This window comes from Chitinophaga fulva (assembly GCF_012927205.1).
Taxonomy (GTDB): domain Bacteria; phylum Bacteroidota; class Bacteroidia; order Chitinophagales; family Chitinophagaceae; genus Chitinophaga; species Chitinophaga fulva.
The window spans coordinates 818,176-838,257 of the sequence record NZ_JABBGC010000001.1 but is presented as its reverse complement, the minus strand read 5'-3'; the positions used below and the strand labels follow the sequence as shown (position 1 = coordinate 838,257).

Here is a 20,082-nt window from a genome sequence, read left to right as displayed (position 1 = left end):
TTTATCACCAGCCTGGGTTCTGAACAAACTCCGGATTACGGCCGCTCACTTTGTCCATTTCTGCCTGAGGAACGGGCAACCAGTAAGCGCGTTTAGGATCGAAAACACGTTTCTCCACAACAGGGTAACTGTAGGTCACATTACCACTGCCGGTAATCGTCACACCATGTATCTCCCTGTTATCTGTGACCTCCGCAATCTTCCAGCGGCGCACATCCCAGAAGCGGTGGGCTTCCAGCGCCAGCTCTATCCTTCTTTCATGACGGATACGTTCCCGGAGTGACTCTTTAGTCCCGCTAGTTACAGCAGGAATACCGGCACGGCCTCTCACGGCATTGAGGGCACCGAGCACGTCAGCACCGGGACCAGCCACTTCATTTTGTGCCTCTGCATAGTTGAGGTATAGTTCAGCAGTACGGATCAACACCCATTTACGATCGGTGGCGCCGGTGCTGGAAAACAGGTTCACTCCTTCCAGCAAATACTTGCGTGGCCAGTAATTGGTAGCATTCTGGCCGGGGCGGGGAGCGTCATCACTGTTCGGGTTCAACGGACGACCTTTCCAAACACAGCCAGGATACAGGATGGTAGCATAGAACCGTGGATCACGGCCTTCATAGGGGCGTTGAGGGTTGTATCCCGAAGCCGGATCAGTAATCGGTAATCCCGTATTTTTCATTTCATAATCATCCACCAGTTCCTGTATGGGATTTACATTGCCATAACCATTAGCGCCACGAGGGTTCATCTCCCGATCGATACCGCCATCGCCAAATGCGCCGGGTGCCGGTCTGCTCCAGATCACTTCTTTGTTGAAATACTGTGTAAAAATCTCTCCGTAATTATCATTCAACGTATAGCCGTTGGTGAGCGCCGAGTCCAGCGCGGCTTTACAGGCATTGGCGGCCCGTGTCCAGCGGCTCTGGTCATTGGCTGGGTTATACAGCGGACTGGCGAAATATAACAACGCGCGGCCTTTCAATGACAGCGCAATCACCCTCGACGCCCGGCCCCAATTGCCGGGGCGCTCAGCATAAGTAGGCGGTAGTAGTACCGTGGCCTCGTCCAGGTCCTTAATAACCGCTCCCAGCACTTCCTCGATACTGTTGCGCTTGAAGTAGATGCCTTCCGGATTATCGAAAGGGTTCTCTACTTGTTGCAGCAGCGGTACGTTTCCCCAGCGGACCACCAACTGGAAATAGTAAAACGCGCGCAGCAGCAGTATCTCACCTTTTAGCCGGGAGCGGCGGTCGGGATAATTGGGGTCATTAGGCACTTTATCGTAATTCTTCAGAAAGATGTTACAGGCGCGTATTTTTCCGTAATACTCCTCCCACTGCCAACTCAATGGAAAATTGGACGGGCTCATGGAACCGGTATTAAAATTGCCTGCGTCTGCGCTGGAATTGTCTATTGCCTGATTCGTTTCGTCCGTGGCGCTGCTCAGCGGCCATCCCGTCTGGAATATATTGGGCAGGCTCTGATAGGTGGTATTCACAAAGCGTTCTGCATTCTCGATATTTTTAAATACCTCTTCCTCCGTGATCAGGTCACTGGGCTTCCTGTCGAGGTAGTTTTTCTTGCAGGCGCAAATACAGAGTATCAGCGCTGACAGTATACCTGTTCTTATATTCACTGTTAGTTTCATGATCGTGGTTTAAAGGTTGATGGTAATGCCGGCGTTGTATATGCGCATGATGGGGTAGGGCTGCCATCCCCAGCGGTCTGCGGTATTAGCTTCGGGGTCCACACCGAGGTCGTTGACATGGTCCCAGCTTACCAGGTTCATACCGTTTACGTATACACGCGCTGTTTTCAGCTTAATTTTCCTCATCCATTCGCGCGGCAGCCGGTAACCTACCTCCAGGTTTTTCAGTTTGATATAATCCGTTTTTCTGATCCAGTAGCTAGAACTGATGAAGTTGTTGGACATATTGCTTTCCACGAGATGTAATGCGGGGAAGGTAGCCTTATCAGCTGTTTCCGGTGTCCATCGGCCTTCGTGGATAGGGCGGTAGCTTTCGCGGTAATTGTACACCAGCTGCGCAGAATACATCTGGCGGCCGCCGGTAGCACCCTGGAACAATACGCTCACATCGAGGCCCTTGTAATCAACTCCCAGGGTAACACCGAAGTATCCTGTTGGCACGTTCAGCATGGGCAGCATAACACGGTCTGCTTCGTTAATCACCCCATTGCCATCGATGTCTTTGTATTTAATATCTCCCGGTATCAAAGGAGCAAATGTCTGTTTGGGGCTTTTAGCAATTTCGTCTTTGCTCTGAAAAAGGCCTTCTGCGATATAGCCCAGTCCATAGCCAATAGGATTGCCTACCTGGCTTTGATAAGCATAAGCTAGCTTAGGCTCATCCATCTCCAGTATCTTGTTTTTTACATACTGGTAGTTGGCTTTCGCAAAGATGCCCACCTTATTAATGTTGGTGTTTACATTCAGCTCTACTTCCACGCCCCTGTTCAACACGCGGCCCAGGTTGCGATTCAGCGCGGCCGTGATACCCAGGTATCCCGGTATGGAGCCTGCCTGTGTAAGGATATCGCTACGCAGCTCACGGAACAGGTCCAGGTTCAGTTTTATTTTGTCTTTGAGGAAACCTGTTTCTATACCAAGATCCGTTTTGGAGGCTTTTTCCCAGGTGATGGCCGTATTACCGATCCTGTTTTCCACATAACCACCCACACCAGATGCTACACTGCCGAAAGTAAAACCGTCGGTTTTAGCAAAATCAGAGATGTACAGCCAGCGGCCATTGCCCACCTGATCGTTGCCCACATAACCATGGGAGAAACGCAGTTTCAGATAACTAAGCGCGCCGTCTTTAGGCATGAAATGCTCATTGCTGATCATCCACGCCGCAGATATCGCGGGGAAGAAACCATAGCGCCGGCCGGGAGGGAAGTTCTCAGAGCCGTTGTAACCGGCGTTGAATTCGAGGTAATATTTTTTATCGTAGTTGTAGGTTAAACGGCCTACATAACCTTCGTATACCCGTGGCAGATCACCGGACTGCGAGCGGTAGTTGCGGTTGAACAGCAACAGGCCACCCAGTGAGTGTTTGGCAAAATCGCGGTCATACATCAGTTTCACATCGTAATAGTAATACCGTTCACCGCTGGAAGCGCCGGAACGTTGCAGGCTGGTGGCTGTACGGTGCTGGGTGTAAATACCACCGCTTGTGCCGGGAACGGGTTTATAACGGTAAGAGTCAAACTCCTGGTCGAACGCCACGTTGATGGTACCGTAGTTTTCGAAGGTAAAGAGGCCTTTTACTTTCAGGCCGGGCGTAATGAAGTCCAGTTTGCGGGTGAGCGCCACGCTGCCATTGGTGCTGTGCCAGTAGGCATCGAGGTAGCCGTTGCGGGTGAGCAGGCCATAAGGATTGTAAAAGTCCTCCCGCATATTGCCCGAAGCCACGCTACCGTCGGGATTCTTTACCGGCGTGAGGTTATTGGTCATCTGCGACAGCACCACCCAGAGGAATTCAAAATCTGCCCTGTCGGATGATGGACCGGTACGGTTCTCAAGGCGGGAGGCCAGGTCCACCTGCAGATCGGTGTTTTTGTCCAGCGTGATGTCCACATTGGAGCGGAAGTTAAAGCGGTCGTATTTGTACTTGATATCATAAATATTTTCATTGGCATGCTTGTAGAGTGGCTCCTGGCGGAGATAGGAGCCGGAAACAAAGTAGCGCACATACTTGGAGCCGCCGCTGATATTCATATTCAGGGTCTTTTGCGGGGAGAAGTTCCTGATCAATTCGTTGTACCAGTCGGTATTGGGATAGTCATAGGGTTTGAGGCCGGTGCGGAAATATTCCAGTTGCTGATCGGTCCATACCGGTTGCATGCCATCATTTTTGGCTGCCTCATTTTGGAGAATACCGGAGCGGTAAGAGTCCAGGAAGCGGGGGAACGATGTCGGTTGCTGTAGCGCATACTGTCCATTGATTTGTATGTTGGGAGGGCCGTCCTGTCCGCGTTTAGTGGTCACCAGTACGATCCCGTTCGCACCCTGGATACCGTATAAAGCGGTAGAGGCGGCGTCTTTCAGGATGGTCACGGATTCTATTTCGTTCGCATCCAGCTGGCCCAGGTCAGCATTACCGCGGGGGAGACCGTCAATAACGATCAGTGGGTTAGTAGAACCGGTAGTATTGATACCGCGAATGAATAATTGAGAGTAGTCAGAACCGGGGCGACCTGAGCGTTGCGCCGTAATAAGGCCGGGCAGGCGTCCTGCGAGTGCGTTGGTCAGATTGGCTACTGGGCTTTGTTTTAGTTCTTTGGTCTGTATGCTGCTCACCGCGCCGGTAACGCTTTGCCGTATTTGTTTCTGGCCATAGCCCAGTACTACTACTTCATTAAGGCCGGCGTCGGAGGCTTTCAGCGTGATGGTGCTCAGTTGTGTTTTACCATTGACCGGTACTTCCTGAGAGGCATATCCCACGTAGGAGATAAGGAGTACCCCGTTCGCGGGTGCGCTGATGGAGAAGTTACCGTGCTCGTCTGTGGCGGCACCGCGACTGGTACCTTTCAGTTGTACGTTTACCCCTATCAGCTCAATGCCGTTATTGCCCACCACTTTCCCTTTTACGGTGATGTCCTGCCGTTTTTCGGCGGGCGAGATGACCACCAGGTTATCTTCCAGTATCCGGTAGGTATAGGTTTGTTGCAGTACCTTATCGAGGATAGCCGGCAGCGTGGCATTATCGAAGTTCACATCTACCTTTTCTGTAGCAGGAAACGTCTTATAGTTGTAGAGAAAGCGGTAGCTGCTCTTTGTTTCAATCCATTCGAGCAGCCGGCGCATTTCCATCTGTTTGTTGTTGATGGAAAAACGGGTTTGTGAATAAACTGCTGCACGCAATTGCAGGACAAAAGCAGTCATCAGTAACAGGCAAAGCTTCATACACAATAGTGTTTTTCTCAATAAAGACCGGGGAATGGCTGGTTGTGGACACAGCTTTTTTTTCATACATTTGGTTTGAATGTTAGACAATTTGAAACACATGACTTCCCGCACGGAAATAGTTGTTTCATTCCATGTTTGACGGCAAAAGGGGGGGTGTAGCCGCACTTCCCTTTTTTATTGATGTATAGGGGGCTCTAGCCCGGCAGTGGAATAGTCGTGGATACTAGCATTGTTCTGTTCTTTGGTTGATTATTTATAAATGATTACGGTGTCTCCCTTGATTTTATAGTTAAAGTCGGCGGTGATTTGCAGGGCTTTCAGTGCCCGGTTGATATCTTCCCGGCGGAAGGTACCGTTGAACCGGTTACTGTTCAGCGATGCGTCTTTAATAACGATGGTTTTGCCATACCATCTTTCCATTATCCTGGCCAGCTCGGAAAATGATTTATCATGGAATTCCATTTTGTCTTTCTGCCAGAGTGTTTCGGTTTCGCCCTCCCGCTGGATAGGCAATACTTCCGCTATAAACTCACCCCAGTCTTCTCCTGTGGCCTGTTCAGCGTCTGCTTTGCGGGTAAGTGTCAGTTTATGTTGTGGTGACAGCTGCAATGATTTCTCCGGCAGGTTGTTCAGGCTTACCGCCACTTTTCCCTGCAGGAGGGACGTTTCCAGTGATTCGCCGGTGTAGGCTTTCAGATTAAACCGGGTGCCCAGTACTTTTACCGTGATGTCTTTCGTATGAATGATAAAAGGGTGGAGGCCGTTAGTTGTCACATTGAAATAGCCTTCGCCTTCCAGGTACACGTCGCGTTTGCCGTTTTTCATACCGGTGCTGTATTTCAGGCTGCTGCTGACGTTGAGCCATACCAGTGTGCCATCGGGGAGGGTCACCTGCCGGTGATGCCCCGCCAGGGTGCGTACTTCTTCCATCCGGGGAGCGCGTAAAACCCAAAACAGCATCGTGCCCGCCACCAGGACCAGCACCGCCGCCGCGGCTTTCCACCAGCCACGCATTTTTTTAACCGGCACCGCCCATTCCTGTTCGGCCTGTAACTGCACTACCATACGGTCATACAGCGCGGGCAGTTCAGCAGGACCTTCATCCGCCAGCCGGGATTCATAGGCTTCGTACCAGGACTCCAGCAGCTGCCGTTCCTGTTCCGTACAGTCCCCCTTCAGGTATTTGTCCAGCAGCACCAACAGCTGCCGATCGGTTGTATCTGGTTGCATGTCTATATAAGACACATAACTTTTTACCCACCCTACCCCTTCTTTTTTCTTTTTTAGGGAGATACTATCAACATCGCTTTTATTTTTTTAACTTTTGCCCCGAATGACCGCGTATTCCACCTTATCCGACCACGAACTCATAGCACTGCTGGCACGCGACGATAACAACGCCTTCAAAACGTTGTACGACCGCCATGCCCAGGCGCTATACCTGGCCGCTTTTAAAAAGCTGCCCGTGCCGCATTTGCTGGAAGACCTGCTACAGGAAATATTTCTTACCCTGTACCGGAAACGATCGTCGCTCGGCGAGATCATCAACCTGCGCGCCTATCTGCACAGCGCCCTGCGTAACCGCATCCTCAACGAACTGCGCAACTCTCTCATTCATGAACAGCATCATCAACAGCTGCTCATCCCCGAAGCCACCGAAAGCACCTGTAACTACGATCTGCAATTACTGGAGAAACGTTTCGGCGAAGCGCTGGACAGACTCAGCTCCCGGAGCAGAGAGATTTTTCTGTTGAGCAGAAGAGATGAATTGTCTTATAAGGAAATAGCAGAGCGTTTAGGCATCTCCGTGAAAGCGGTAGAAAAGCATATGGGGAAAGCGCTACAGGTGATGCGGAGCGAGTTTAAGGATTATGGTGTGATGGCGGTGGTGGGATTGGCAGTAGTGGAGAGGTGGGTGTAACTTTCGCCTCCAATTCTTCGATGCGCTTATTCTGGGCGTTAATACGCTTATCCTGGTCAATAATATATCGTGTAAGCTCTTCGATCTTCTTCAGCAGGACGGCCTGCGTATCACTTACATCAATACCTTCTTTATTTGCCACCGCAGCAGGTATTACATCAGGCAGATGCTTATGTTGTTGAATGTATTGTTCCAACTCACTAAGAGCAGTCATTTTATAACCCGGTTCAAACACATAGTCAGGCCAATCTGACACAGTCACTTTTACTTTTTTCGTCTTAATATTTCCCACTACATCCATATCTCCTTCAATCTTACTTTTTCCTATCACATGGAGTTTGGTTGCAGGTGTGACAGTGCCAATGCCTACATCTCCTTTATTCGTCACGGTATATTCTCCGGTGTAAAATCCTCTTGCATCTCCCGGGATGATATTGATATAATCCAGGTATACATCTGTAGTACCAGGCCTAAACGAAATTCCTCTTACCTCAACATTAGAGACTGTGTTTGTCAATGTTATGGGAATAGTAATCAATTCCCATTGATTGCTGGCCCGAAACATATCAGCTCTTACCCAAAGGGGCTGATATGCCCCTCCGGTGGGGATCACATCCAATTGGAGCAGGGCATTATTACTGACATTGGACGTAACCTTCATTCTGAACTGTACAAGATAGTTTCCGGCCTGAAACTGAGCGTATGGACCGAACCACATGGTATTAACTGCAGCATTGGCAGGTCGGAAGATTGCTTTTCCACCATCAGCTGTTGCATCGTCTACCACGATAGTTTCAGGGAATAAAGTCAATCGGCTTTCATCCAGTTTTGTTCCGGTAGGATTATATGCCTGTGCACAGGTCCTTCCTCCATAGAAAAAGGTGGGTAACAATAACAATAATGCAATGTTGAATTGCATTTGTATAGGCTTTGAGCGCTCAAATTAAGAAAAAATCCTGCCCTTCAAATACTAATAAAAAGGCCTCCAGCATCACTCGCCGAAGGCCTTCCAATATGATATAAAAAACTATCTCGCTTCCCAGGTTTTCGTCTTCTTCAGTTTCACGTCTACTTTCTCACCTGGCTTGCTCACGGTTACCACTTTCTTCACTGTGGCGCCTGCGCCCGTGCTGTAGTCCCTGCTTACTGTGTTGGTGCTGGTACCCTGGAATATGCCGTTAATATAACGGTCTGTGTATCCTACCACTTCGCTCTGACTATAGGAGTGTGCAAAACTGAATTCCGTATACAGCAAGTACTCTCCGGGCATCAGGTTCACGAATTCAAAATGACCATTATCATCGTATATCCTGGTGCTTTTAATGCATTGCGCGGCGTCATCTGAAAGAGCGATGCCTTCCCGGCCTTTTTTCCGTTGCTCTTCATTTACTTTGATCCATTCTTTAAAGTAATCGTTGTAAGGGATAAGGATAACCTGGGTGCCCTTGGCAGCGACCTGTTTGGACTTTATATTCACCACCTGCAGTCTGTTGCCCTCGTCGAAGTCACGGGCAAATACCTGTCCGGATATAATGGCGTCGCCACCTTTTACCATTTTCAGGGTTGCTTCTTTATCGAAAGGTGCTTTGATAGAGTTAAAGTCGGTCTCCATGTCTACCATCCTGATATGCTGACCGTTGGCCATTTCCTCTAACTGCCAAAGCCGACGGGTCTTTTTATCGATCAGGCAAATCAATTTATCATTGGTTGCCGGTTCTACCACTGCCACTTCCCATACATCATGTTTTCCGGTGAATTTGCTGACGTAAGTATTGTTTCTCACTTCCTCTACAACCACCTTTTTCACATTATCAGTGTTGGTGGGCTTATATTCGAAGACTGACAGATCAGTCTTGTAACCGGAAGTTAACGGCAGGAGTGACAGCAGGAAAGGATAGGTATAACTGTCAACGAAGGACTGCCTCCCGGCTTCTTTGATCAGTTTCTTCTCACCCGTTTTCTTGTCAACATGGTATCCAGTGACATCATTACCGAAATGCAATACCATGTCTTTCATGGTATTGTGGGAAGCAACATAGATAGGTTTGAAGGTGTTCAGATCGGATACAGCCGTATCTTTCCACGCCTCCAGCCCGGCGAGGGCAGTGGTAGTGGTAAGGGAGAGTTTCCCGCCGGTGGTATTGACTCCAATGGTGAAAGTACCTATCGCCTGTTCACTGCCATCATTGACAATATAGCACACCAATGTGCTCTTGCTATCCTTCAGCAGCTTGGGGTCGAATTTGCCCTGGGCGATGGCGTTACCTGAAATAGCCGCAAACAATGTCGTGGCGGCAATGAATATTGAGTTACGAAATGGAGAAAACATAGTCCTGATGGTTTATCTGACAAATACAAAATTAGGTTTTTCGCCGATGTAATATCTACTGGTAAACCAGTAGTTTCCATAATAAAGGTTTTCGGCGTAACCCGCTGAAAGCCTTTATTATAGAAACCTGTTGGCACTTACTACTTCGTCTTCTTCAGTTTCACCTCCACTTTCTCTCCGGGCTTACTCACCGTCACTATTTTCTTTATGTTCGCCTCCAGGTCTTCACTGTATTTCTTGCTTTCGGTATTTGACACGGTAGTTTGATACGTACCGTTCTTGTAGTAATCTGAATATCCTACTACTTCCGTTTCACGCCAGGTGTGGACAAAGTTAAATTCAGTGTACAGCAGGTAGTCCCCGGGCATCAGGTTCACAAATTCAAAGTGACCGGCATCGTCGTATACAGTGGTTCTCTTGATACATCCGGATGCTTCTTCAGAAAGGGTGATGCCTTCCAGCCCTTTTTTCTGTTGTGTTTCGTTTACTTTAACCCACTCCTTAAAATAATCGTTGTACGGGATGAGGATGATCTCTGTTCCACGGGGAGCGGCCTGTTTCGGGTCCCAATTCACGAGTTGTATTTTGGCTGTTATGTGTTTGCTTTGCGAATGGTTACGGGCAAATACCTGCCCGGAGATGGTGGCCTTGCCGCCATTTACCATTTGCAGGGTCGCTTCTTTATCAAAAGGCACTTTGAGGGCGCCGGAGCCAGATTCCGTATCTATCATCCTTACCTGCAGCCCCTTGCTGAATATGTCCACCTGCCAGAGGTGCCGGGTCTTTTTGTCAATATAGGAAATCGATTTCTCACCAGTAGAAGGCTCATGTACAGTGACTTCCCACACATCATGATTTCCGGTGAGTTGGCTCACATAGGTACTATTCTTTACTTCCTGTACCACAGCAGTTTTCACATTGTCCGTATTCGCGGGTTTGTAGTCATACACTGAAAAATCAGTCTGGTAGCCGGAGTTCAGTGGCAAGGTCGACAGAAGAAAAGGGTAGGTATAACTGTCCACGAAAGACCGGTTCCCGGATTCTTTGATCTGGTTTTCCCGGCCGGTTTTCTTATCAATATGATAACCAGTGATGTCATCTTCAAAGTGCAGTACCATTTCTCTCATGCTGTTGTGGGAGGAGCGATAGACAGGTCTGAAAGATTTCAGATCGGATACGGCGGTATCTTTCCATACTTCCATTCCGGTGAAAGCAGTGAGCGTAATCACCGAAAACTTGTCACCAGCGGCATGAAGGCCGACGGTGAGCGTACCAATCGGTGTCTCATGGCCATTTTTCACTTTGTAACAAGCCAATGTATAACGGTCATTCTTCAGCAGTTTAGGATCAAATTTACCCTGTGCCTGTGTATAACCGGAAAGCGCTGCAAGCATGGCGGCTGCAGCCATGAATATAGATTTACGGGAGGGAGAAAACATAGTCCTGATAATTTATTCAAAACTAGATTTTCCGAGGAGTGTGACCTATACTGGGAAACCAGTAAACTCAAATGAAAAAGGCTCCCAACGCAAACACGCTGAAAGCCTTTTAGTGTAGTGTGCTCCCACCAGGGCATGATCCTGGGACCCCCTGATTATGAGTCAGGTGCTCTAACCAACTGAGCTATAGGAGCCGTTCCGAAGAACTAAAATTCCCCTTTTTCAAGGGACGGCAAAGTTAATTATTTCCCCGAATTATCCTAAATTTTTTTTAAACTACGGGCACGGGTACGCCTATACTGTAAAAAATCTGTTTTCTTTGTATACTATGAAAGGCATAAAAAATATCATCTTCGACCTGGGTGGGGTGATTCTCAATATCGACCATCAGCTGACCCGTGAAGCTTTTACGGCGTTGGGCGTAGAGCATTTTGAACAGTTATACAACCAGTTCAAAGGTTCCCGGTTATTCGACAACCTGGAAACGGGACATATTACGCCGGAAGCATTTGTGGCGGAAATGAAAAAACATGTAGCCGAAGGCGTGACAGACGAACAGATCATCGCGGCCTGGAATGCTATGCTGCTGGACTTCCCGTTGCAGCGTTTACAGCTGCTGCAGCAATTGAGGCAGCATTACGGTATGTATCTGTTGAGCAATACGAATGCGATCCACCTGGAAACGTTCAATAAAATTCTACAGGACACGAGAGGTATCCCGTCGCTGGCGGTATTTTTCGACAAGGCTTATTATTCCCACCTGATGGGCTATCGGAAACCGGACCGCGAGTCTTACCAGATGGTGCTGGATGAGAATGGGCTGAAAGCGGAGGAGACATTATTTATTGATGATACGTTGCCCAATATAGAAGGGGCGAAGGTGGTGGGGTTACAGACGCTTCACCTGCAGGCGCCGAAAACAATACTGGATATTTTCAGGCCGCAGAACGGCTGATAATGAAAAAGGCCGCAATGCGGCCTTCTTTTTATTTGATTTCTTCAAAGTCGATGTAATCGTCTCTTTTCGGCGGTTTGGGTGCCGTCCCCTGGGAGGACTGCTGCTGGTTATAGTTATAACCCTGTTGGGCAGACTGTTGCTCCTCATACTGCTGGCGCATATGCTGCTGCATGTCGTTCATCTGTTTACGAACCGCCTTGGTGGACCTGTAAACCGGTATGATAAACTCAAATACCAGCTTGTACAGCAGCCACGCAAAAAACATGTATAGTAAAAATCTCAACATAGTGCGACAAAGGTAGCAGATTATCTTTCCGTTAACCGGAAAACCCGCTGATTTTAAGGTTTCTTTAACGTTGCTCTCAGGCCAGTCCCAGCAGCGCAGCGCTCGTCAGCGCTTCCTTCTTATTGAATTCCCAGGCCAGTTTGCGGTGGTTGATGGCGTCAACGATGGTACCTACCAGGCAAAAGCCCAAAGTCACCAGGTAGAGGATGCCCATGCCTATCTGGTTGAGCACGAAGCGCTGAATCCCTGCCGGGCCAATCAGCCCGATCAGGCAGCAGATAAGTATCATCTGGGGGTCTTTCCGGCGGGACTGGTATAATGCCAGGAAACGTTGTTTGTTTTCAGCACTGTAGCTTTTTGTCAGTTCCTGCAGCCACAGCAGTTCTTCCTGTTCGATGCCCGGTAACATGGCAAATGAAAATTCAGACATAACGATTTATTATAATTTAAATTCAGCATATTGAAACCGTGCCAGTTGAACCGTACGGTAAATCAGCATCACTACCACAACCGGCGATAACCAGTGATGGCGTATGGCTTCCTGCCACCGGCCATGCAGAAAAAAGTGGATTCCGTGGCCCAGCCCGCAGCCGGGACAGAAGGGAATACCGATATTTTTAAACAGGCACAGGGACGGCTGACCGGCGGCCGGGTCCAGAAAAAACAAACATATCAGCCCTGCCGGCCAGGCCAGCAACTCCAGATGTAGCTTTTTCAGGAACGTAAATATCATTAAAAAATTTTAAATATGATCGCCAGATGGGGCTGCTTGCGGTTTGAATTCTCTTCAAGTTAAAGATTTTGTTTTTCAATTAAAATAATTTGTAGATTTGCATCAGGAAAAATGATTCAAACGAAGGGGACGGGAGAACGTCCCCTTCTCGTTTTTTGTATGGCAAACGAACAAGTGATAAAAGCTATCCGGGACCTGGCAGAAGGACTGCTGGCAAACGATCCCGACAATTTTTTGGTAGACATCAGGATAAAACCCACCAATAACGTAAAACTCTTTATAGATGGGGATAAGGGGATACCTGTAGACAAACTGGTATCTTTTAACCGTAAACTCTACGCACTGCTGGAAACCAGTGAGCTCTTTCCTGACAACGATTTCTCCCTGGAAGTTTCTTCCCCCGGGCTGGACGAGCCCTTGAAGCTGCACAGACAATACCTGAAAAACATTGGCCGCAAGGTGGAAGTCACCCTCCTTGACGGTGCAGTGAAAGAAGGTACATTGCTGACGGTTACGGATGACTCCATCACCATCGAGGAAACAATCGGCAAAAAGAAAGAAACCAAACAAACCGAATTAACACTAAATGAAATAAAGCACACCAAAGTGTGCATCGTGTTTTAAAATATAATACATAAACATGGCTAGTATTAACCTGATTGAGTCATTCACCGAGTTTAAGGAGGCGGAAAACATTGACCGCCCTACGTTGATGAAGGTATTGGAAGATGTGTTCAAAACACTGCTGCGAAAGAAGTATGGCTCAGATGAGAATTTTGACGTGATCGTAAATACAGAGAAAGGTGACCTTGAAATATTACGCCGCCGCACTATCGTGTCTGACGGTGAAGTGGAAGATGACAATGCGCAGATCGCCTACTCAGAGGCCATTAAAGTTGAACCAGATTACCAGATAGGGGAAGATCTCTATGAAGAAGTAGAGATCCTCGACTTCGGCCGCAGGGCTATTCTCGCCGCCAAACAAACCCTTTCTGCCCGTATCGGTGACCTCAAAAAGAACATCCTGGTTAAGAAATATGCCGACAAAGCTGGCGAAATTGTTACCGGGGAAGTATACCAGGTTTGGAAAAAAGAAGTTTTATTGCTTGATGATGAGGGGAATGAGTTAATTTTGCCCAAATCTGAACAGATTCCGACAGATTATTTCAAGAAAGGAGAAAATGTAAGAGCGGTAGTAAAGAAAGTGGAAATGAAGAACAACGCGCCACTCATCATTCTTTCCCGTACACATCCATCCTTCCTGGCTAAATTGCTGGAAATTGAAGTACCTGAGATATTTGACGGCCTGATTGTGATCAAGAAAATTGTCCGCGAACCCGGTGAAAGAGCGAAAGTGGCCGTTGAATCCTACGATGACCGTATCGACCCGGTAGGTGCCTGCGTAGGGATGAAAGGTAGCCGCATCCACGGTATCGTGCGCGAGCTCAGAAACGAAAATATCGATATCATTAACTATACTACCAACATCCAGCTGTTGATTCAACGCTCCCTCACACCAGCCCGGATCAGCCGCATGGAAGTAGATAGCGAAAACAAATACGCTTCCGTTTACCTCAACCCTGACCAGGTATCACTGGCCATCGGTAAAAAAGGCGTTAACATCAAACTCGCCTGCGAACTCACAGGCTTCGAAATTGATGTCTTCCGCGACGAAGCTCAGGAACAAGCCGAATTTGATATCGATCTGGAAGAATTCTCAGATGAAATCGAAGAATGGATCATTGATGAACTGAAAAGAATAGGTTGTGACACTGCCCGCAGCGTATTAGAGCTGACCACTGAAGAACTGGTTCGCCGTTCAGATCTGGAAGAAGAGACAGTGCAGGATATAAGAAGAATATTACAGGAAGAGTTTGACAAAGAATAAAGCCCAGCCAGAAACCTTCCCAGGTAAAGGGCTTATTAGAAGGGGAATTGATTTTTTCGAGTTATTGTTTAAACGTAAAAAAACATCCCGTTTGGAAGAAACGGGAAACAGGGGAGGCCCGAAATACGATATGCCTGAAACAACAAACAACACACCACGATTGCTGGCTGCAGCCAAAGAGTTTAATATTGGTAAGGAAACACTCATCGATTTCCTTAGCAATAAAGGCTTCGATATGGGCGGCTTTGGATCTCCAAATGCCCGCCTTACGGCTGTCATGTACTCAGCCCTGCAGTCGGAATTCCAACAGGACAAGGCTAACAAACGCAAAAGCGACCAGATAGCCCTGCCCAAAGGAAGCGTGTTAGAAACAAAGATGAAGAAGGAGAAAGAGGAAGCAGAGGCTGCGGCAAAAAAGAACCTGAAAGAAAAAGATGAGGCTGCACCCGTAGCGGAAGCTCCCAAAGCTGAACAAGCCCCCGAACCTAAACAGGAACCTGTGAAGGAAACGCCTAAAAAGGAACCTCAGGCGGCTGCTCCGGCTCAACCAACACCCCCTCCGGTAAAAGAAAAAGAGGAAGCCAAGCCTAAACAAGAACCTCCGGCTGTTACAGCTCCCCCTGTTGCGGAAGTTCCAAAAGCACCGGCACCTCCCGCTGAACCAGAAGTGGTGAAAACAGAATCTCCTAAGATTAACGGCCCGAAAGTCATCACCACGATCGACCTCGATGCCCTTAACCGTAATAAAAAACCCGCTGCCAAAAAAGAACCGGAAGAAAAACCGGCTCCTCAACAAACAGCGGCACCTGCTCCTAAAGAGGAAAAACCACAACCGGTTGCCCCTCCTGTAGCAGCTAAACCGGAAGAAAAACCGGAACCCACGCCGGCACCAGTTGCCACTCCTGTTGCAAAACAGGAAGACGTGGAAAAAGCAGCGCCCAAAGCGGAAAAAGCTGAAACAGCCCCCGCTCCGCAAGCAGAGAAAGTAGCGCAAACAGTTAAAACCGATACGACAGAAAAAACGGAGAAAGCCGCACCGGTTGAAGATAAACCTGTAGTTAACAAAGTGGAAGAAGTATTACAAGAGGCAAAACCGGCTGCAGTCAAAGAACCGGCTAACATTCCTGTTAAACAGCCCGTAAAGGAAGAACAACGCAATATTCCGCCTGCCCCCGCTGCTGAAAACACCCAAACTCCTCCCCAACAGGAAGAGCCTACCGTGATCAGTAACATCCAGGCCGAAAAACTGACCGGCCCTAAAGTAATCGGTAAAATCGAACTGCCCGTTCAGTCCGACAGACGCGATAACAATAAAGGCAACTTCAACCGCGACGAAAAACGTAAACGCAAACGTATTATCGTGGAGAAAAAACCTGAACCCATCCAGCCGAAAGACTTCAAAGAAGGCGGCCAGCAAGGTGGCGGCGGTAACCGTAATCAGGGTGGCGACAACCGCAACCAAAGCGGTGACAACCGTAACCAGGGCGGTGATAACCGTAACCGTCAGGGCGGCCAACAAGGTGGCGGCTTCAACAGAGGCGGCCAACAAGGCGGCGGCTTTAACAGAGGCCAGGGACAACAGGGCGGCCAGCAAGGTACCGGCTTCAACAGAGGCGGCGGCCAGCAAGGTGCCGGTGGCTTCAACAGAGGTGGTGGCCAACAAGGCGGCCAGGGTGGTCATAACAGACCAGGCGGCCAACAAGGCGGCGGCTTCAACAGACAAGGCGGTGGCCAGGGTGGAAACAGACCCGGCTTCAACAGACCAGGCCAGGGCGGAAACTTCCGACCAGGAGGCCGCGGCGCTGATGATAAACGCACTGTGGAAGAAAAGGAAATCGATAAAAACGAAATCCAGAATAAAATCAAGGAAACCATGGCCAAACTCGGTGGCGGCGGTCGCGGTAAAAACGTGAAAGCCAAACACCGTAGGGAAAAACGCGAGGAAAGAGCCAGTCAGAAAGCCAGAGAAGGCGCTGATGACAACAAACTCCAGGTAACGGAATTCGTTTCTGTGAGCGAGCTCGCCAACCTAATGGACGTTAGCTTCGCTGAAGTTATCTCCAAATGTATGGGCCTCGGTATCATGGTATCCATCAACCAACGCCTCGATGCGGAAGTAATCGAACTGGTAGCCGGCGAATTTGGCTACGAAGTGGAATTCATCGGCCTCGACGCAGCGGAAGACTCCGAAGAAGAAGAAGACGTAGACGCTCCGGAAGATCTGCTGCCACGCGCTCCGATCGTTACCATCATGGGTCACGTTGACCACGGTAAAACATCACTGCTCGACTATATCCGCAACGCCAACGTGGTAGCGGGTGAAGCCGGCGGTATCACCCAACACATCGGTGCTTACCAGGTTACTACTTCCAACGGCAAAAAAATAACTTTCCTCGATACCCCCGGCCACGAAGCGTTTACGGCCATGCGTGCCCGCGGTGCCAAAGCCGCCGACATCGCCGTGATCGTGATCGCTGCCGATGACGCCATCATGCCACAAACACGTGAAGCGATCTCCCACTCACAGGCCGCAGGCCTCCCAATGGTGTTCGCAATCAACAAAGTGGATAAAGACGGCGCCAACCCGGAAAAAATCAAGGAACAACTGGCCCAGCTCAACCTCCTCGTGGAAGACTGGGGCGGTAAATACCAAAGCCAGGAAATATCCGCTAAAAGCGGCCTCAATATCGATGTCCTGCTGGAAAAAATCCTGCTGGAAGCGGAACTGCTCGACGTGAAAGCCAACCCGGACCGCGAAGGCTCCGGAAGCATCGTGGAAGCATCCCTCGATAAAGGCCGTGGATACGTGGCCTCCCTGCTGGTACAAAACGGTACCCTCCGCCAGGGCGACACTATCGTATCAGGCTCCTTCTACGGTAAAATCAAAGCCATGTTCAACGAACGCGGCCAACGTATGGATGAAGCCGGTCCTTCTATGCCAGTACAGGTGCTCGGCCTTAACGGCGCACCACAAGCCGGTGAGAAGTTCAAAATGTACGAAGACGAATCTGAAGCAAAAGAAACAGCTAACCGCAGAGCACAGATCGTCCGCGAACAAGGTATCCGTACCAAGAAACATATCACCCTCGATGAAATCGGCCGCAGGCTGGCTCTGGGTAACTTTAAACAGCTCAACCTCATCATCAAGGCCGACTTCGACGGCTCTGTGGAAGCATTGAGCGACTCCCTCCAGAAACTGTCTACCGAAGAAATCGTTATCAGTATCGTACACAAAGCAGTGGGTCAGATCACCGAATCCGATGTCCTGCTCGCGACTGCCTCCGACGCTATCATCCTCGGTTTCCAGGTGCGTCCTTCTTCCCAGGCTGCCAAGCTTGCGGAAAAAGAAAACATCGAAATCCGCAACTACTCTATCATCTACGACGCGATCGACGAGATCAAGAGCGCGATGGAAGGGATGTTGGAACCCAAAATCGAGAAAAAAGTGGTGTGCAACGTACAGGTACGCGAAACTTACAAATTCGACAAGGTTACAGTGGCCGGTTGCTTCGTACTCGATGGCAAGCTGACCAGAAACACCCGCATCAACGTGGTACGCGACGGTATCGTAGTCCATACAGGCGAACTCGGCTCCCTCAAACGTTATAAAGATGACGTGAAGGAAGTGGCCGCTAACATGGAGTGCGGTCTGAGTATCCGCGGATACAGCGACCTGAGACCAAACGATATTATCGAAGGTTTCGAAGAGGTGGAAGTAAAAAGAACACTCTAATACCCGCTTCCCGGTCCCTCCAGACCGGGAAGTCATAAAAAAAGCTGTCAGAAATGGTGATACCCTCAATATCCCCGCTTTTTGACAGCTTTTTCTTTTTTTATCCCTGCCCATCGGCGTGAAACCAAAGGCTTATCTAAACTTTTGTTAAATCCGTCGATATTAAATACAGTCCTGATCTTTAATTGGTTATTTTTGGATTTTACCGCTATAATATGAAGAAACTTTTGGCTTTATCTGCAGGAGCCTTGCTGTTATGGCAAGCTGCTGCCGCTCAGCAAAAACTCGTGGCAGACAAAATTATCGGCGTAGTAGGGGATAAAATCATCCTCAAATCCGATATGGACGGCGCCATGGCAGACCAGGCCCGGAACTCCCCCGATGGCACCGTCAGCCCCAAGGCTGCCTGCACTACCATGGAAATGCTGATCTCCCAAAAGGTGATGGTGCTCCAGGCAGAAAGGGACAGCTTGCCCGTTTCTGATGGAGACGTGGAAGCTCAAATGGAAAACCGTATCCGCTACTTCGAACAGCTCTACGGCTCCAAAGAAAAAATGAAAGAAATTACCGGCTACAGCGTATACCAACTCCGCGAACGTTTCCGCACGCCTATCAAAGAAGGCCTGCTCGCTCAGGCTATGCGCAATAAAGTCGTGGAAAACGTGAAGGTAACCCCTTCAGAAGTTAAACGCTACTTCGACGCCATCCCGAAAGACAGCCTCCATTTCTATGAGTCTGAACTGGAAATAGGCCAACTCGTCCTGATTCCAAAGGCTACCCGTGAAATGGACAACTACGCGATAGAACGCCTGCAGGACTTCAAAAAAAGAGTCGTAAACAAGGAATCCGACTTCGGCTCCCTCGCGATTCTCTACTCTGAAGACCCCGGCGTAAAGGAAAACAAAGGCATCTACGTGATGAACCGCAGCGACAAACAGTGGGACGCGGACTTTATGGCCGCCGCCTTCCGTCTGAAAGAAGGTGAAATATCTTCCCCTGTAAAATCCCAGTTCGGTTATCACCTTATCCAGATGATCAAACGCTCCGGCGATAATGTAACGGTACAGCATATCCTGCTGAAAGCTGCGGTAACCAAAGCCGATCTGGCCGGCGCCACAGCTAAACTGGATTCTATCCGTACCCTGATCCTGAATAACAAAATCACCTTCCCGGAAGCGGTGGCGAAATTCAGTGACTCTAAAAGCGCCAAATTCGACGGCGGTATGCTCCAGTCCAAAACCGGAGAAGGTACCCTGCTCACCATCGACCAGCTCGATGACCCGTCCGAAAGAGATATCGTACTGATGCTCGATACCCTTAAACCCGGAAAAATATCCGCCCCCGTTGCATTTACCGACGAATCAGGCGCTCCCGGTGTCAGGATCGTGTACCTCAAAACACGCACCCAGCCACACCGCGAAAATCTGACCGATGACTACTCCCGTATCCAGCAACGGACTCTCGATATCAAAAGAGCAGAAGCCATCAACAAATGGCTCATCGAAAAGATACCAACCTTCTACGTACACGTAGATGAAGACTATAAAAGCTGTACACATATCAGCCAATGGATGTCCTCACTGGCCAAACAGTAACTGTGATGTACAGGATTTAACCTGATTTTCCTGATGGGCGAAGATAGAAGCGAACAAAAGCTGCTGTCTTCGCCCTTTTTCTTTCCCGCCCCCCAACGCTTTTTATCGCTTGTTTTATTGCTGTTTAGGTAGATGCCTGCCCTTTTTCTGATCTCCCGTTGGCCAGCTTCTCACCGCTCAACATGCACAATTCGTAATTGGTATTTTTTTGGCGTAACTTTGCGTCTTCAAATTTCAGCGATGAGTGATGCGATCAAACATGAATGCGGC

At 49.0% G+C, this 20,082-nt stretch carries 15 protein-coding genes and 1 tRNA gene; 6 read left to right on the top strand and 10 right to left on the bottom strand.

The features are described 5' to 3' along the window. Positions 1-4: 4 nt before the first annotated feature. The 3 genes from HHL17_RS03625 to HHL17_RS03615 all read right to left on the bottom strand — a co-directional run bounded on the left by HHL17_RS03625 (position 5) and on the right by HHL17_RS03615 (position 6,160). Positions 5-1,648 carry a RagB/SusD family nutrient uptake outer membrane protein gene (locus HHL17_RS03625; RefSeq protein ID WP_169223421.1) on the bottom strand — a complete coding sequence of 548 codons (1,644 nt, stop codon included), beginning with the start codon at positions 1,646-1,648 and terminating at the stop codon, positions 5-7. 9 nt (positions 1,649-1,657) lie between these two features. Beyond that, positions 1,658-4,993, bottom strand: coding sequence for a TonB-dependent receptor (locus tag HHL17_RS03620; protein WP_169223420.1), 3,336 nt, complete (start codon positions 4,991-4,993; stop codon positions 1,658-1,660). 186 nt (positions 4,994-5,179) lie between these two features. Continuing rightward, positions 5,180-6,160 (bottom strand): FecR family protein, encoded by a 981-nt coding sequence (locus tag HHL17_RS03615; protein ID WP_169223419.1) that lies wholly within the window; start codon positions 6,158-6,160, stop codon positions 5,180-5,182. 103 nt (positions 6,161-6,263) lie between these two features. On the opposite strand from HHL17_RS03615, the gene HHL17_RS03610 reads away from it, so the two are divergent. Then, the gene (locus HHL17_RS03610) at positions 6,264-6,851 is read left to right on the top strand and encodes a sigma-70 family RNA polymerase sigma factor (protein ID WP_169223418.1); all 588 of its coding nucleotides are present in this window, start codon (positions 6,264-6,266) and stop codon (positions 6,849-6,851) included. Here the strand turns inward: HHL17_RS03610 and HHL17_RS03605 are convergent. The 4 genes from HHL17_RS03605 to HHL17_RS03590 all read right to left on the bottom strand — a co-directional run bounded on the left by HHL17_RS03605 (position 6,793) and on the right by HHL17_RS03590 (position 10,813). Continuing rightward, the gene (locus HHL17_RS03605) at positions 6,793-7,770 is read right to left on the bottom strand and encodes a hypothetical protein (protein ID WP_169223417.1); all 978 of its coding nucleotides are present in this window, start codon (positions 7,768-7,770) and stop codon (positions 6,793-6,795) included. The genes HHL17_RS03610 and HHL17_RS03605 overlap by 59 nt on opposite strands. A gap of 108 nt (positions 7,771-7,878) precedes the next feature. Further along, a complete protein-coding gene (locus HHL17_RS03600) occupies positions 7,879-9,180 on the bottom strand; it encodes a DUF3108 domain-containing protein (RefSeq protein WP_169223416.1) in 1,302 nt (433 codons plus the stop codon). Between the two features lie 140 nt (positions 9,181-9,320). After that, positions 9,321-10,589 (bottom strand): DUF3108 domain-containing protein, encoded by a 1,269-nt coding sequence (locus HHL17_RS03595; RefSeq protein ID WP_169223415.1) that lies wholly within the window; start codon positions 10,587-10,589, stop codon positions 9,321-9,323. A 150-nt stretch (positions 10,590-10,739) separates the two neighbouring features. Beyond that, positions 10,740-10,813, bottom strand: a tRNA-Ile gene (locus tag HHL17_RS03590). Positions 10,814-10,947: 134 nt separating this feature from the next. Between HHL17_RS03590 and HHL17_RS03585 the strand changes: the two genes are divergently transcribed. Beyond that, entirely contained in the window at positions 10,948-11,574 is a 627-nt protein-coding gene (locus tag HHL17_RS03585) for an HAD family hydrolase (protein ID WP_169223414.1), read from the top strand. A 31-nt stretch (positions 11,575-11,605) separates the two neighbouring features. Here the strand turns inward: HHL17_RS03585 and HHL17_RS03580 are convergent, their stop codons facing one another. The 3 genes from HHL17_RS03580 to HHL17_RS03570 all read right to left on the bottom strand — a co-directional run bounded on the left by HHL17_RS03580 (position 11,606) and on the right by HHL17_RS03570 (position 12,596). Then, positions 11,606-11,863: a DUF4834 family protein gene (locus HHL17_RS03580; protein ID WP_169223413.1), complete on the bottom strand. Its 258-nt coding sequence runs from the start codon at positions 11,861-11,863 to the stop codon at positions 11,606-11,608. A 76-nt stretch (positions 11,864-11,939) separates the two neighbouring features. Further along, on the bottom strand, positions 11,940-12,293 hold the full coding sequence (locus HHL17_RS03575) for a TM2 domain-containing protein (RefSeq protein WP_169223412.1): 354 nt from the start codon (positions 12,291-12,293) through the stop codon (positions 11,940-11,942). Between the two features lie 9 nt (positions 12,294-12,302). Continuing rightward, positions 12,303-12,596 (bottom strand): DUF2752 domain-containing protein, encoded by a 294-nt coding sequence (locus HHL17_RS03570; RefSeq protein ID WP_169223411.1) that lies wholly within the window; start codon positions 12,594-12,596, stop codon positions 12,303-12,305. Between the two features lie 159 nt (positions 12,597-12,755). On the opposite strand from HHL17_RS03570, the gene HHL17_RS03565 reads away from it, so the two are divergent. The 4 genes from HHL17_RS03565 to HHL17_RS03550 all read left to right on the top strand — a co-directional run bounded on the left by HHL17_RS03565 (position 12,756) and on the right by HHL17_RS03550 (position 19,812). Then, a complete protein-coding gene (locus HHL17_RS03565; RefSeq protein ID WP_240975078.1) occupies positions 12,756-13,220 on the top strand; it encodes a ribosome maturation factor RimP in 465 nt (154 codons plus the stop codon). A 16-nt stretch (positions 13,221-13,236) separates the two neighbouring features. Continuing rightward, positions 13,237-14,484 carry a transcription termination factor NusA gene (gene nusA / locus HHL17_RS03560; protein ID WP_169223409.1) on the top strand — a complete coding sequence of 416 codons (1,248 nt, stop codon included), beginning with the start codon at positions 13,237-13,239 and terminating at the stop codon, positions 14,482-14,484. Between the two features lie 91 nt (positions 14,485-14,575). Continuing rightward, positions 14,576-18,217, top strand: a complete 3,642-nt coding sequence (infB, locus tag HHL17_RS03555; protein WP_240975077.1) for a translation initiation factor IF-2 — start codon at positions 14,576-14,578, stop codon at positions 18,215-18,217. Positions 18,218-18,432: 215 nt separating this feature from the next. Continuing rightward, positions 18,433-19,812 carry a peptidylprolyl isomerase gene (locus HHL17_RS03550; RefSeq protein ID WP_169223408.1) on the top strand — a complete coding sequence of 460 codons (1,380 nt, stop codon included), beginning with the start codon at positions 18,433-18,435 and terminating at the stop codon, positions 19,810-19,812. The last annotated feature ends 270 nt before the right edge of the window (positions 19,813-20,082 follow it).